The following is a 14830-nucleotide window of genomic DNA, read 5'->3' on the forward strand; positions in this document are numbered from 1 at the left end:
GTGCCGCTCCATCATGGCATTTTTCATGCGGAACCTGCTCAATGTCCGAAACGGCACCACTTCTGGAAGCACGCGCCATCGGCAAATCCTTTCTGGGGATCACGGCGCTCGATGGCGTCGATTTTTCGCTCGGGCGTGGTGAAATCCATGCCCTTCTCGGCGAAAACGGCGCGGGTAAATCGACGCTCATCAAGATCCTGACCGGCGTTTACCACCGCGACAGCGGCTCGATCTTTCTGGAGGGCAGTGAGATTTCGCCCGCCAATGTCGGCGAGGCGCAGGCGCTCGGCATCGGCACGGTCTATCAGGAAGTGAACCTTCTCGAAAACCTGACGGTTGCCGAAAACCTCTTTCTTGGCCGCCAGCCGCGCCGCTTCGGGCTGATCGACCGCAGCACGATGCAGAAGAATTCGCAGGCGCTGCTTGCCCAATACGGGCTTTCCATCGACGTCAACGCGCTTCTCTCCAGTTATTCCGTCGCCATCCGGCAAATCATCGCCATTGCCCGCGCCGTCGATCTTTCCGGCAAGGTGCTGGTGCTGGACGAGCCGACCGCCAGCCTTGACGCCCATGAGGTCGAGATGCTGTTCGGGGTTTTGAAAAACCTGCGCGCCCGCGGCATCGGCATCGTCATCATCACTCACTTCCTCAATCAGGTCTATGATATCGCCGACCGGGTGACGGTGCTGCGCAATGGCCGGCTTGTCGGCACCCGCGACATCGGCAGCTTGCCGAGGTCCGAACTCATTTCGATGATGCTCGGTCGCGAGCTTCAGCACATTACCCACGAACATCAGGCGACCGAAGATACGGTTGCCGAGGGCGAGCCGCCGATCCGTTTCGAAGGTTACGGCAAACGCGGCAGCATCGCGCCCTTCGATCTCGGCATCCGCCCGGGAGAAATCGTCGGCGTCGCCGGTCTTTTGGGTTCCGGCCGAACCGAAACCGCCTTCCTGCTGTTCGGCATAGACCGGCCCGATACCGGCACGGCGACAATCGACGGAAAGGCTGCGGCTATTTCGTCTCCTGAAGCCGCCATCTCGGCCGGGTTCGGATTCTGTCCGGAAGAGCGCAAGACGGACGGCATCATCGGCGACTTTTCCGTCACCGATAATATCGCGCTGGCGCTTCAGGCCCGGCAGGGCTGGGCACGGCCACTCTCGCGCCGGCAGAAGGCTGAGCTTGCCGAAAGCTTCATCAAGTCGCTCGATATCCGCCCGGCCGACCCTGACCGGCCGATCAAATTCCTGTCCGGCGGCAATCAGCAGAAGGCCATTCTGGCGCGCTGGCTCGCCACTCAGCCCCGGCTTCTGATCCTCGACGAGCCCACACGCGGCATCGATATCGGCGCGCATGCGGAAATCCTGAAAATGATCGAAAAACTCTGCAGCGAGGGCATGTCGCTCGTCGTCATCTCCTCTGAACTGGAAGAGCTTACCGCCGTCGCCCACCGTGTGATCGTGCTGTCCGACCGCCGCCATGTCAGCGAGTTGAAGGGCAGCGAAGTGACCGCCGACAACATCATGCGGGCGATTGCCGATGCGGCGAAAACGGAGGCCGCATGATGGCAGCAGTGACACGACGCTTCAAAAGGCTTGCTCCCCAGCTTGCCGCGCTCTTCATCATTCTGGCAGCGATTACAATCCTTTCGCCGGGTTTCCTGCATGTCTCCTTCCAGAACGGCCGGCTCTATGGCAGTCTGGTGGATATTCTCGTGCGCGCCGCACCCGTGGCGCTGTTGACCATCGGCATGACGCTGGTCATCGCCACCAAGGGCATTGATCTTTCCATCGGCGCTGTCATCGCCATCTGCGGCGCGGTCGCTGCCACGCTCATCAGCAACGGCCATTCCATTCCTTCGGTCATCGTCATTTCGCTTGCCGTCGGCATCGCCTGCGGCCTCTGGAATGGCGTGCTGGTCGCCCTTCTCGACATACAGCCGATCATCGCCACGCTGATCCTGATGGTGGCGGGACGCGGCATCGCCCAGCTCATTACCGAAGGTGTCATTCTCACCTTCAACAATGACAGCTTTTCCGCCATCGGTTCCGGCTCGTTCGCGGGTATTCCGCTGCCCGTCATCATCTGGGTGGCGGCCGCACTACTGATCGGCCTTCTGGTGCGCAAGAGCGCGCTCGGTTTCCTGATCGAGGCGACCGGCATCAACCGTCGCGCGGCAGCGCTTGCCGGGGTACGGGCCCGTTTCCTCTTGTTTTTCGTCTATGCCGTCTCCGGCCTCTGCGCGGCCATCGCCGGCATGATCGTGACCGCCGACATTCGCGGCGCGGATGCCAACAATGCCGGGCTTTGGCTGGAGCTGGACGCCATCCTCGCCGTTGTCATCGGCGGCACCTCGCTGAATGGCGGGCGCTTCTCCATCACCGCCTCGCTGATCGGCGCGCTCATCATCCAGACCATCAATACTGGCATTCTCGTCTCGGGCTTTCCGCCGGAATTCAACCTCATCATCAAGGCCGGCATCATCATGGTGGTGCTGACGCTGCAATCGCCGGCGATCATGACGGTGCTGGGCTTCGTGAAAGCGCCCAAGCCACACGCCAAACCGGCCGCCGCCAATGGCATGACCAAGGAAGGAACCGCGCGATGATCCACAGCCGCAACCTGCCCTTCCTCACCACGCTGACGATCTTCGTCATCGCCTATCTCCTCTGCGTGCTGCAATATCCGGCGATCTTTTCCACGCGGGTGATCGGCAATCTTCTCACCGACAACGCCTTTCTCGGCATTGCGGCGGTCGGCATGACCTTCGTCATCCTGTCTGGCGGCATCGATCTCTCCATCGGTTCGGTCATTGCGTTTACCAGCGTCTTCGTGGCCGTGATGGTCGGCACCTATAATGTGCATCCGCTGCTCGCCTTCGCCATCGTGCTGGTTGTCTCGACATTGTTCGGCTGCCTGATGGGGGCGATGATCCGCTTCCTCGCCATCCCGCCCTTCGTGGTAACGCTGGCGGGCATGTTTCTGGCGCGCGGCGCGGCTTACCTCATCTCCACCCAGTCCGTGCCGATCTCGCATCCCTTCATCGATGCGATACAGGGTTTTTATTACCGCTTCCCCGGTGGCGGCAGGCTGACGGCGCTCGCCATGCTGATGCTTCTCGTCTTTGCCGCAGGCATGCTGATCGCCAGCCGCACCCGCTTTGGCGCCAATGTCTATGCGCTCGGTGGCAACCCGCAATCGGCCGAGCTGATGGGCGTGCCGATCGGGGCGACGACCATCGGCATCTATGCGCTTTCCGGCTTTCTCTCCGGCCTCGCCGGCATCGTCTATACGCTCTACACTTCGTCAGGTTATTCGCTGGCGACGGTGGGCGTGGAACTCGACGCCATCGCCGCCGTCGTCATTGGCGGCACGCTTTTGACCGGCGGCACGGGGCTGGTGGCGGGAACCTTCATCGGCCTTCTGATACAGGGCTTGATCCAGACCTACATCGTTTTTGACGGGACGCTTTCCTCCTGGTGGACGAAAATCGTCATCGGTGTGCTGCTTTTCATCTTCATCGTGTTGCAGCGCGCAATCATCTGGTATTCAAACAGGAGACTGGCCGGACCGCATCCGGCATAATTGCCAAGGGAGGCTTGCTTGGGGCTGCTCGAAACGACGATAAGCGGGCGAAAACGCCGGAACAGCCACGCCCATGTGGTCTCCGAACTCGGCAGCGCCATCGTCTCGGGCAGAATTGCGGAAGGCTCCCTGCTGCCCAATGACGCGGAACTCTCCATGCGCTTCGGCGTCTCGCGCACCGTGCTGCGCGAAACCATGAAGACGCTGGCGGCCAAGCGGCTGGTGGAGCCCAAGGCGAAGGTCGGCACCCGCGTTCTCGACCGCTCAAGCTGGAACTTCTTCGATCCGGATGTGCTGGGCTGGCGCTGCGAGGCCGGCATAGACCAGGAATTCGTCACGCATCTGGCGGAGATCCGCCTGGCGCTGGAACCGGCGGCGGCGGCGGCAGCGGCCCTGCAGGCCTCCAATGACGATATCGTTTCGCTTTACGTCATCGCCGCCAAATTCGACAATCCGAAACATACGCCCGAAAGCATCGCCAAGGTCGATCTCGAATTCCACCTTGCCGTGGCGCATATGTCCGGCAATCCCTTCATGCGCTCGGCAAGCGGGCTGATCGAAGCAGCACTTGCCATTTCCTTCCAGCTCTCGTCGCCGGCCGCTTCGCCTGGCACCATCGCCGAAATCGCGTCCAATCATCTGCGTATCGTGCATGCGATTGCGGCGCGTGACGCGGATGCGGCGGTGAAAGCCATGCGCCACGTGATCGAGGTCGGTAAAGACCGGACGCAGAAGGCGATCAAGACGGTTTGAGGAGGAGTAGGACCCGCAGGAATGCGGGTCCGGTTTCTTCGACCAATTACCCCTGCGATGCCTCGACCTGCGGCACCACGCCACGGCGCGACGCCATCAGCGATGCGCCGAGAAGGGCGGCAATCGCCACGAAGACGAAAACCATCGTCGCCCCCTGAAGATCGATCAGCAGGCCGCCCAGAACCGCACCGCTGGAAATGGCGATCTGGAACGTGGTGAGCAGCAGCGCACCGGCGCTTTCCGCCTCATCGGAAGCGGCCCGCGTGATGAAGCTCTGCACACTGACCGGAAGCGCACCGAAGGCAAAGCCCCAGGAGGCAATGGCAAGGCCGGCAATCAGGGGCGACGCACCCGCAACGACCAGAACGGAAGCCGATGCCGCGATGAGAGTCGCGGCGAACGTCACTGCCCATGCCGTGTTTTTCTCGGAGAGGAAACCGCCGAAAAGATTACCGAAAAAACCGCCGACACCATAAACCAGAAGGACGAGGGAAATCGCCTCGACGCCAAGAAGCGTCACATCTTCCAGGAACGGACGGACATAGGTGAAGCCGGCAAAGTGACCCGCAACGATGAACAGCGTCGTCAGAAGGCCGATCCGGACCTGCGGCCGCTGCAACAGGCGGAACATGGTGGAAAGACCGGGTGCGCCAGCCGGCGGTAGCGACGGAACGGTGAGCAATTGCACGAGAAGTGCGATGACACCGAGCGCACCCGCAACGACAAAGGCCGAGCGCCAGCCAAGCGTCGCGCCGATCCACGCGCCCACCGGCGCTGCACAGACGGTGGCAACCGAAACCCCTGTCAGGATGATGGCCATGGCGCGCGGCATCTTTTCAAGCGGCACGAGCCTCAGCGCCAGCGCCGCCGACATGGCCCAGAAGCCGCCAAGGCCGATGCCGAGCAGGACACGCGAGGCGAACAGCATGAAAAGACCGTTGGCGAAGGCGGCCAGCGTGCTGGAAATGATCAGCAGCGTGGTCAGCCCAAGCAATGTCCAGCGACGGTCGATGCTGCGTGTGCCGATGACGACGCCGGGGCCGGCGACCGCCGCGACCAGCGCCGTAACGGTGATGGATTGACCGGCAATGCCGGAGCTGACGGCGAGATCGGCCGAAAGCGGCGTGAGAAGGCTGACCGGCAGGAATTCCGCCGTCACCAGCCCAAAAACGCCGAGCGAAAGCGAAACCACGGCCGCCCATTTCGCATCCGGCTCTGTCTTGCGCGGCACATATTCAAGCTCGTTTATGGTCCGGTTGTTCATGAAAATCTCCTGATGCGCATTCCCGGAATGCGTCCTGAAACGGAAAGGCGAAATGGTGAAACCGGTGGGAGTCCGGTTCAACAACCGCAAATCGATGCACATAAGCTATGCGTGACATCCCGGCGTTTCCATGCTAGAAAATCCATATTCCTTAACCAAACATCCGAATTTGCGAGAGCGCCATGAATGATGCCCTGACCGAAATGTTGCGTGGCCTGAGGCTCGATGGTGTCGAATACGGCCGGTGCCGCATGGCCACACCCTGGGCGACGGCCTTTCCCGAACAGGAAGCCGCGCGGTTTCATTTCATCGGCGTCGGTCAGGCGAAATTGCAGAAACCTTCCGGCGAATGGCTGACGCTGACCTGCGGTGACGCCGTGCTTCTGCCGCGAGGGCACGCCCATGTGCTGGGCAGCGGCGAGGATGTGAAACCCACCCTTTTCGACCGCTTCGGCAAGAAGGAAGTCTGCCAGGGCATCTTCGACATGGAATGCGCGAGCGCCGGCGGCGATACCGTCGCCTTTACCGCCTCGATGCGTTTCAACATGGACAATCTGCACCCGCTGCTGCAGCTGATGCCGGATGTGATGCTGACCAGCGATCTGGCCAAAAGCGACCCGGCTATCCCCCATCTGCTGGAAGCCATGACGCGCGAGGTGGAACTGAACCGCGTGGGCGCGGGCGGCATTCTGGCACGGCTTGCCGATGTGCTGACCGCGACGTTGATCCGCACATGGGTGGAATATGGCTGCGGCGATTCCAGCGGCTGGCTGGCCGCCGTGCGCAATCCCGAACTCGGGCGGGTATTGGCCGCCATCCACCTCAACCCCGAAAAGGACTGGAGCGTGGAGGAGCTTGCCTCGCTGATGGGCGCATCCCGCTCCAGTTTCGCGGAACGTTTCACCCGCATAGTGGGCGAAAGCCCGGCCCGTTATGTGGTGCGCGTGCGCATGCATCAGGCGCGGCTGTGGCTGCGCGAAGGCATGCGCGTAACGCTGGCGGCGGAAAAGCTCGGTTACGATTCCGAAGCCTCCTTCAGCCGCGCCTTCAAACGCGTGCTCGGCGCGCCGCCCAGCCAGTTCCGCAGGAAGGACACGGCCGGGCTGGAGGATGCGGCTTAAAAACTTCAAATAAAACGGATATGGATACGGGGTGAAATCAGATCCGCTTGACGCGAAAGCGTGAGGTTCGGGGAGCATCCACCATGAGCATTGCCGACGACGCCCGTTTCTGGAACCGGTCTGCCCGGAAATATGCCGGGGGCAAGATTTCGGACGAAACCGGATATGCGCGCACGCTGGAACGGACCCACGCCCTGCTGAAACCGGATGACAGGGTACTGGAACTGGGCTGCGGCACCGGGACAACGGCAATCCGGCTGGCAGGCGGGGTCAAAAACTATCTTGCGACGGATATTTCCGCCGACATGATTGCGATTGCCGAGGAAAGAAAACACGCCGCCGGCTCTCTCACCAACCTCGTTTTCAGCATGGCTACCGTGGAAACGCTTGTGCCCGACCCCGCGCAGTTTAACGCGGTTCTGGGTTTCAATTACCTTCATCTGGTCCGCGATCTGCCCGGCACATTGCGGCGCATCCATTCCCTGCTCACCGCGCAGGGGCTTCTCATTACCAAGACACCCTGCGTCGGCGATATGAACCCACTCATCCGCCTTGTGTTGCCAGCCATGCGCGCAATCGGCAAGGCGCCCTATGCCGGCATCTTCACCGCCACCGAGTTGAGCCGACATATAACAGCCGGAGGCTTCGACATTCTGGCCACGGAATTCCACGCGACAAAGGGCAATGACAAGCGGCCTTATATCGTGGCGCATAAAAGATAATCTGAACCGCCTTTTCAATGAAAATTGCGGGAAATGACCTTTATCCGCTCCACATCATCTTCATCATCGACTGTAGCCGGCGGGTGTTTCCTAATAGTGCGATGATCCTCCGGCGGCATGCCGTGGTGGAACTCATCGCCACGCCCATGCGGCAGGGGAAAGGCACGGTTGCGCTCGCCCACACTTGCCAGCGCTTCCGACAGATCGGCCAACCGGTGGGCGACCAGATGCACCACCTCGCCTTCCCGCTGGATCTTGCCGTAAATGCCGACCATGCCGGCAGACAGCACCACACGCCGGTATTTTTCGAAGGTATTGACCCAAAGGACAGCGTTGGCAATGCCCGTCTCATCCTCCAGCGTCATGAAAATCACGCCCTTGGCCGAGCCGGGGCGCTGGCGCACCAGCACCAGACCCGCCGTTTCCAGCCATGTGCCATCCCGCACACGCACCGCCTCCGCACAGGTAACGATGCGACGGCGGGAAAGATCGCGCCGCAGGAAGGTCATGGGATGTTCGCGCAGGGTGAGCCCCACATGACCGTAATCCTGCACCACCTCGCCGCCATCCGTCATGGGCCTGAGCGCGACGGCGGGTTCCTGAAGCTCGTCCACGACAGCATTTTCCCGGCTGGCGGCGGCGGCAAAAAGCGGCAGCGGCTCGTCCCGCAAAGCCTTGATGGCCCAGAGCGCTTCACGTCTGGCAAGCGAAAGCGACGGCAGAAAGGCATCGGCTTCGGCAAGACAGACCAGTGCGGCGGCGGGAACGCCCGCCCTTCGCCAGAGATCATCCACCGAGGCAAACGCCCGGTCCTGCCGGCCGGCGACGATATCGGCAGCGTGTTTGTTGGAAAGTCCCTTCACCAAACGCATGCCGAGCCGCACGGCATAACGCTCTCTGCCATTGGTGTCCGTCGTGCCGGTCGGTTCCAGCGTGCAGTCGAAGCGGCTGTTATTGACGCAGACCGGACGCACCTCCACTCCATGGTCGCGCGCATCGCGCACGATCTGCGCTGGAGCGTAAAACCCCATGGGCTGCGAATTGAGAAGCGCCGTGCAGAAAATATCGGGATGATGGCACTTCAGCCATGAGGAAGCATAGGCAATCAGCGCGAAGGAAGCCGCATGGCTTTCGGGAAAACCATAGCTGCCGAAACCTTCTAGCTGTTTGAAGATGCGTTCGGCGAATTCTTTTTCATAGCCGTTCGTCACCATTCCGGTGACCAGTTTTTCCTTGAATTTGGAAATAGTACCGACATTCTTGAAAGTAGCCATGGCTCGACGCAACTGGTCCGCCTCATCTGCGGTGAAACCGGCGCAATCCATGGCAATCCGCATGGCCTGTTCCTGAAACAGCGGGACGCCCAGCGTCTTTTTGAGAATATTTTTAAGCTCCGGTTTTTCATACCGAACGGGCTCTTTTCCCTGACGCCGCCGCAAATAGGGATGTACCATATCTCCCTGAATGGGGCCGGGACGGACAATGGCGACCTGAATAACAAGATCGTAAAATTTGGCGGGCTTCAAACGCGGCAACATCGACATCTGCGCCCGGCTTTCGATCTGGAAAGTGCCTAGCGTGTCTGCTTTTTGGATCATTGCAAACGTTGCAGGATCATCCGGTGGCATCGCAGCAAGATCGTATTTTTCTCCTGTACGAGCCTCCAGCAGATCGAAGCCACGCTTCATGCAGGAAAGCATCCCAAGTGCCAGGCAATCCATTTTCATGAACTGCACGATATCGATATCATCCTTGTCCCATTCGATGATCTGGCGATCATCCATGGCAGCAGGTTCAATCGGCACGAGCTCATCTAGCCGATCATGGGAAAGTACGAAGCCGCCCGGATGCTGGCTGTGATGGCGTGGCGTGCCAACAAGCTGGTTGGCAAGCTCGAAAGCCAGTTTCAGGCGGCGATCCTCCATATTGAGGTTTAGTTCCCTTACCTGTTTTTCATCAACACCTTCGCTCCAGCGCCAGACTTGCGAGGATAGAAGTTTGGTCAGGTCCTCCGGCAGACCCAGTACTTTACCAACATCTCGCAATGCCCCTCGACCACGATAGCGGGTAACGACTGAACAAAGCGCGGCTTTATCGTGGCCATAGGTTTTGTAGACCCATTGAATAATTTCCTCACGACGCTGATGCTCAAAATCGACGTCGATGTCAGGCGGTTCACCCCGGTTTTCGGAAACAAACGCTCAAAGACGAGATTGCTGAAACGAGCAGGATCAATGGCGGTGATACCAAGTACAAAACAGATAACTGAGTTTGCCGCCGAACCGCGTCCTTGGCACAAGATATCCATCTTACGTGCCTGTCGGACGATAGCACTCACGGTCAGAAAGTAGGGGGCGTAATTTAATCTGCCGACAACATCCAACTCATGATGCAGTGCCTTTTCCACCTTCTCCGGCAAACCCTTCGGATACCGCCCCGGCACCGCCTCCCAGACGAGCTTTTCCAGCGCCTGCTGCGCTGTCAGCCCCGGCAGGGTGCGCTCCTCGGGATATTGATAGACCAGTTCCTTCAGCGAAAAGGTGCAGCGCTTCGCGATTTCGAGACTGCGGGAGAGCGCCTCGGGGTAGCGGGCAAACAGCCGGTGCATTTCCTGCGGCGGCTTCATATAGCGGTCGGCATGGCGTTCGCGCCGAAAACCCGCCTCGTCGATGGTGCAATTATGCCGGATGCAGGTGACGACATCCTGCAGCATGCGCCGCTCGGGCACATGAAACAGCACGTCATTGGTCACAACGGTCGGCACACCAGCCGCTTCCGCCATGTTCGACAATTCGAAAAGCCGCATCTGGTCGTTGGGCCGCCTTCGGAGGCTGAGCGCCATATAGGCCCGGTCCGCAAAGGCTGTCTTCAGCCGGCGCAGGCGAAGCGCGCAGAGATCGTCGGCCAGGTCGGCGAGCAGCACCACGATCAGGCCTTCGCCATAGGCAACGAGATCGTCCCAAGCCAGCCGGCATTTGCCCTTGCCGCCTCTTTTCTTGCCGACGGAAAGCAGCCGGCAAAGCCGGCCGTAAGCCGGGCGATCCATGGGATAGGCAAGCACGGAGATATCATCATCTAGATCGAGCCGGCAGCCGATGACGAGGCGGATGCCATGATTATTGGCGGCTTCGTAAGCGCGGGGAATGCCCGCAAGGCTGTTGCGATCCACGATGCCCAGCGTCTCGATACCGAGATTTTTGGCCTGTTCGAACAGCTCCTCACAGGAGCTTGCACCGCGCAGGAAGGAGAAATGCGTGGTCACCTGAAGTTCGGCATAAAGCGGCGTATTCATGCGAAAACCCCGTGGATGAACCAGCCCTGCGAGCCGGTTTCGGCATGTTCGCCGTCACCGGAACGGAAAATCCAGAAGCGCTCGCCGTTTTCATTTTCCACCGTGAAATAATCGCGCACGGCGGCCTTTTCCCGGTCGCGTTTCCACCATTCGCCGAACACCCGCTCCGGCCCGTCGGCGCGCCGCACATTATGGCGCACGCCTTTCCAGAGGAAATAACGCGGCGGATGGTCCGGCAGCAGCGCCAGCGTTTCGATGGGTTCCGGCCTTGAAAAAAGCCTGACCGGACGCGGCCAGTGGCCGGGCCAGCCGAGCGTATCCTCAGGCGCAAGCGCCGCAACGGGGGCAAGGGAGCGTTCCGGCACATCGCTTGCCACCGCCGCATAACGATAGACCCTGTGGCCGCGATTGAGAATGACATCGACCGTATCGGCGATGTCCGCACGGCCTTCCTCCAGAAGCGAGGAACGGGCCTGCGCGGTGACAAGCGGTTCGGCATGGGTGGCGGTCAGCACCATCATCTCGATGCCGAAACCGGGATCGATGGTGTCGATCCGGTCGGTCAGCAGCCGAACCAGTTGCTTGATGTCGCGCACCGGTCTGGACGTGCCGGCCCGCACCGCCTGCAGGCCGCTATCGACCCGGTGCAGCACCAGATCGACACGGCGGGCGCCGAAGCCGCGCTTTTCCAGCGCGACACAAAGCTCCGTAACCAGCTTCTGCGTATAGCGGGCAATCGTCTCCGCCGCCGCAATCGGCTCGGGAAAGGCGCGGCGCACCTCCACCAGCTCGGCCACGCGCACCGGTTCAATGGGCTCGCCGATTTCTCCGGAAGCCTGGGAAAGACGGCGGACGAGTTCGGGGCCGAAACGCAGGGTCAGCGGCGCGCGCGGTGCTTCGGCAAGCTCGCCGATACTGCGAAAACCGAGCACCTTCAGCCCGGAAACAATACGCTCTTCCAGCCTGAGCGCGGCCAATGGCAAGTCGCTAACCGCCGTCCGCTGCCCGCCCGGCGGCACGATGCCGATCTCCTCGCGGCCAAAGCGGGCCAGCGCATGGGCCGCACCCCAGCTATCGGCAATGGCGGCGCGGGCGGCAAAACCCGCGGCATGCAGGCGGTTGACCATGCCGCTCAGCATCAGCGCCTCATTGCCGTGCAGATGGTCCGCGCCCGCCGTGTCCAGCACCAGCCCGTCCGGCGGGTCGGCAGCGACGATGGGGGCATAGATGCGTAGGAAATAAAACGCCAGTTGTTGCAGGGCGCGGGCATCACCAGCCGTATCCATATCTTCCACGATAAGGCCCGGCACCAGCGCCTGCGCCTTGCTGACCGGCGTGCCGGGCCGGATGCCCGCCGCCTTTGCCGCCTTGTCGAGCGCCAGCACCAGCCGGCGGCTGCCCTGGCGGCCAATCATGACCAGAGGCTTTTCAACCGGCGGCGCGTCCTTGCCCGAAAGACGCCGGAAGCGATCCGTCGGCCATGTCGGCAGGTAGAGCGAGACGACCCTTTGCATCACAGGCTTCCACTTCAAATGCAGCACTTTCGCCGCCGCGACATCGCAAAAGTTCCAGAAACCAGCGCGGCCTGCCCACCCCCGGCACCGGCAAGGGGGATGAGGGCCGGACAGAGATGCGCCAGCGGGTCACCGCCGCCGTGGGCTCTCCGAACAGCGCCGCATCGGCCGGACGCCGGAAGCGACGGATGGCAACGCCTGTAACACCGGAGGTTTCCGCTGCCAGTTGCAGCCGCCGCGAGGCGTTCATCGGCAGTTTCGCCACTTCGCCCATCACCGCGCCGAAGCCGTTGCAGCGCAAACCCTCCTCGAAACAGTCGAGCACGCCTTTCTCATCGCGGCATTCAACGATGATGAGCCGGTTCTGCGACAGGCCGGCCTGCGTCAGCCCCGGCATGAACAGATCCCGCCGGGTGACGCACCATAAAACCTTGCCGGAAAGCCTTGCTGCCACACCGGCCGCAAAAAGGGCGGCCGCCGCGCCATCGGCAGCGCCATTGCCGCCGCCGCTCACCTCATGCAGGCAACCGAGCTTCAGCCCGCCTCCCGGCAGGCGATGGTCGATGGCATCCACGCCGAAAGGCAAGGTCTCGTACAGGCGCGGAGCGCCGTTACCGATCCTTTCCAGCCTTTCACGCAGCTCTTCGACAACGAGCAACTGATCCGCGCGCTTTTGCATGGCATGACAGGTTTCAATTCCGGTTATTCATCTTTATTGTTCCTGTTTTGTTCCTATTTCAGCAAAGAGTCAAGCAATAGGCTGCCGGTCTTCAACAGTTTGCACGGGAAGAGAGGATTCTGGCCTTGCGGCCCTCTGCCCTGCCGTTAAAACGGAATTGTCCGCTCGCCACCTGTTCACTCTGACAAAGGCAACGGACATTATGGTTTGGAGGAAACCGCCGATGATCGCCAGCATTCTGATTGCCGTGGTTGCGGCCATCCATATTTACATCGTCATTCTGGAAATGCTGCTGTGGGAAAAACCAGCCGGCCGCAAGGCCTTCGGTCTTTCGGCGGATTTTGCCCGGCAGACAAAGGTGCTTGCCGCCAATCAGGGGCTTTATAACGGTTTTCTCGCAGCGGGGCTGATCTATGGGCTGATGCAGGGCGATGAAGGGCTGAGCTTCAAGATTTTCTTCCTGACCTGCGTTCTGGTGGCCGGTATTTTCGGCGCCATCACCGCCAATATGAAGATCCTGTTCATTCAGTCATTGCCGGCATTGTTCGCGCTCGGCTTCCTCTGGGTCGGAGCATGAACCGATGAGCGTATGGAACGATCACAGCGCAAAAGACGCCCTCAACCGGATTTTCATGGCGGCAGTCGCAAGCGCCGATCCGGCAAAGGTGCTGCAACACCACCTTCCCTCCCCGCCCAAAGGCCGCTGCGTTGTGGTGGGCGCCGGCAAGGCTTCCGCCGCCATGGCTGCCGCGCTCGAAGCGGCTTGGCCACATGTCGATCTTTCCGGTGTGGTGGTGACGCGTTACGGCCATGCCGTCCCGACCGGGCGCATCGAGATCATCGAGGCCTCGCACCCCGTGCCGGACGATAAAAGCGCGGAAGCGGCAAAACGCATTCTCGCCGCCGTTGAAGGCCTGACCGCCGACGACATGGTCATCGCCCTGATTTCCGGCGGCGGTTCGGCACTGATGGTCGCGCCGGCCGAAGGCATGACGCTTGCCGACAAGATGGCCGTCAATCGCGCTTTGCTTGCCAGCGGTGCGACGATTTCCGAAATGAACGCGGTGCGCAAACATCTCTCCCGCATCAAGGGCGGACGGCTGGCGCTGGCCGCCAGGCCGGCCAAGGTTGTTTCGCTGCTGATTTCGGATGTGCCGGGTGACAACCCGTCCGAAATCGCCTCCGGCCCGACGGTTGCAGATCCGAGCGATATTGAAACCGTGCGGGAAATCGTCGCCCGTTATGCGCTCGATCTTCCCGAAACGGTGCGCAAGGTGCTGGAAAAAGGCGAGGAAACCCCGAAGGCGGGCGATATCGATGAGGATATCCGGCTCATCGCGGCTCCTTCGCTCGCCCTGCAGGCGGCGGCGGATGAGGCCGTAAAGCTCGGGCTTACACCGCTCATCCTCGGAGATTCACTGGAAGGCGAGTCAAAAGATGTCGGCGCTGTCATGGCCGGCATCGCGCTTTCCGCCAGCCGTAAGGGCCTGCCGGTCAAAGGCCCGGCCGTGCTGCTTTCCGGCGGCGAAACCACGGTCACGCTGAACAGGGGCGTTGGCGGCAAGGGACCGGCCGGCAAGGGCGGCCGCAATACGGAATTCCTGCTGAGCCTTGCGCTGACGCTGAAGGGTGCGGACGGCATCTGGGCCATTGCCGGCGATAGCGACGGCATAGACGGCGTGGAGGATGCGGCGGGTGCGGTAGTAACACCGGACACGCTTGCCCGCATGCGCGAAGCCGGTGTCGATCCGCGTCAGTCGCTCATGAGCCACGACAGCTACACCGCTTTCAAGGCAGCAGGAGACCTTGTCGTGACGGGGCCCACGCTGACGAATGTGAATGATATCCGCGCGATTTTGATCGGGTGATAGCGGAGAAGTTCGCAACGATTACGGGCTTT

Annotated in this window: 11 protein-coding genes and 1 pseudogene; 8 read left to right on the plus strand and 4 right to left on the minus strand. The window is 61.2% G+C overall.

From position 1 onward, the window contains the following. Positions 1-41 precede the first annotated feature (41 nt). The 4 genes from L901_RS12985 to L901_RS13000 are packed head-to-tail and all read left to right on the plus strand — an operon-like array spanning position 42 to position 4338. Positions 42-1565, plus strand: a complete 1524-nt coding sequence (locus L901_RS12985) for a sugar ABC transporter ATP-binding protein (protein WP_059757314.1) — start codon at positions 42-44, stop codon at positions 1563-1565. After that, the gene (locus L901_RS12990) at positions 1565-2608 is read left to right on the plus strand and encodes an ABC transporter permease (RefSeq protein WP_059757359.1); all 1044 of its coding nucleotides are present in this window, start codon (positions 1565-1567) and stop codon (positions 2606-2608) included. The genes L901_RS12985 and L901_RS12990 overlap by 1 nt, the downstream gene beginning before the upstream one ends. Continuing rightward, on the plus strand, positions 2605-3585 hold the full coding sequence (yjfF, locus tag L901_RS12995) for a galactofuranose ABC transporter, permease protein YjfF (protein ID WP_020809452.1): 981 nt from the start codon (positions 2605-2607) through the stop codon (positions 3583-3585). Before L901_RS12990 ends, yjfF begins: the two co-directional genes overlap by 4 nt. A gap of 18 nt (positions 3586-3603) precedes the next feature. Next, positions 3604-4338 carry a FadR/GntR family transcriptional regulator gene (locus L901_RS13000; protein ID WP_003523755.1) on the plus strand — a complete coding sequence of 245 codons (735 nt, stop codon included), beginning with the start codon at positions 3604-3606 and terminating at the stop codon, positions 4336-4338. A gap of 46 nt (positions 4339-4384) precedes the next feature. Here L901_RS13000 and L901_RS13005 read toward each other — a convergent pair whose 3' ends face one another. Next, positions 4385-5602, minus strand: a complete 1218-nt coding sequence (locus tag L901_RS13005) for an MFS transporter (RefSeq protein WP_031233615.1) — start codon at positions 5600-5602, stop codon at positions 4385-4387. A gap of 182 nt (positions 5603-5784) precedes the next feature. Here L901_RS13005 and L901_RS13010 point away from each other — a divergent pair, with 182 nt between their 5' ends. Together L901_RS13010 and L901_RS13015 are read left to right on the plus strand one after the other, a co-directional pair. Further along, complete coding sequence (locus L901_RS13010) at positions 5785-6723, plus strand: AraC family transcriptional regulator (protein ID WP_020809454.1); 939 nt, start codon at positions 5785-5787, stop codon at positions 6721-6723. 83 nt (positions 6724-6806) lie between these two features. After that, positions 6807-7445: a bifunctional 2-polyprenyl-6-hydroxyphenol methylase/3-demethylubiquinol 3-O-methyltransferase UbiG gene (locus tag L901_RS13015; protein WP_020809455.1), complete on the plus strand. Its 639-nt coding sequence runs from the start codon at positions 6807-6809 to the stop codon at positions 7443-7445. 14 nt (positions 7446-7459) lie between these two features. Here L901_RS13015 and L901_RS13020 read toward each other — a convergent pair. The 3 genes and pseudogenes from L901_RS13020 to L901_RS13030 form a co-directional block, all read right to left on the minus strand. Further along, positions 7460-10737 (minus strand): annotated as a pseudogene (locus L901_RS13020) (error-prone DNA polymerase). After that, positions 10734-12251: a DNA polymerase Y family protein gene (locus L901_RS13025; RefSeq protein WP_059757317.1), complete on the minus strand. Its 1518-nt coding sequence runs from the start codon at positions 12249-12251 to the stop codon at positions 10734-10736. The pseudogene L901_RS13020 and the gene L901_RS13025 overlap by 4 nt, the downstream one beginning before the upstream one ends. Next, positions 12166-12930: an ImuA family protein gene (locus tag L901_RS13030; protein WP_059757320.1), complete on the minus strand. Its 765-nt coding sequence runs from the start codon at positions 12928-12930 to the stop codon at positions 12166-12168. The genes L901_RS13025 and L901_RS13030 overlap by 86 nt, the downstream gene beginning before the upstream one ends. 223 nt (positions 12931-13153) lie before the next feature. Between L901_RS13030 and L901_RS13035 the strand changes: the two genes are divergently transcribed. Together L901_RS13035 and L901_RS13040 are read left to right on the plus strand one after the other, a co-directional pair. Further along, a complete protein-coding gene (locus tag L901_RS13035; RefSeq protein WP_059757323.1) occupies positions 13154-13507 on the plus strand; it encodes a DUF1304 domain-containing protein in 354 nt (117 codons plus the stop codon). 4 nt (positions 13508-13511) lie between these two features. Next, positions 13512-14798: a glycerate kinase gene (locus tag L901_RS13040; RefSeq protein WP_059757325.1), complete on the plus strand. Its 1287-nt coding sequence runs from the start codon at positions 13512-13514 to the stop codon at positions 14796-14798. Positions 14799-14830 lie beyond the last annotated feature (32 nt).

The organism is Agrobacterium sp. D14 (assembly GCF_001526505.1).
GTDB lineage: Bacteria > Pseudomonadota > Alphaproteobacteria > Rhizobiales > Rhizobiaceae > Agrobacterium > Agrobacterium leguminum.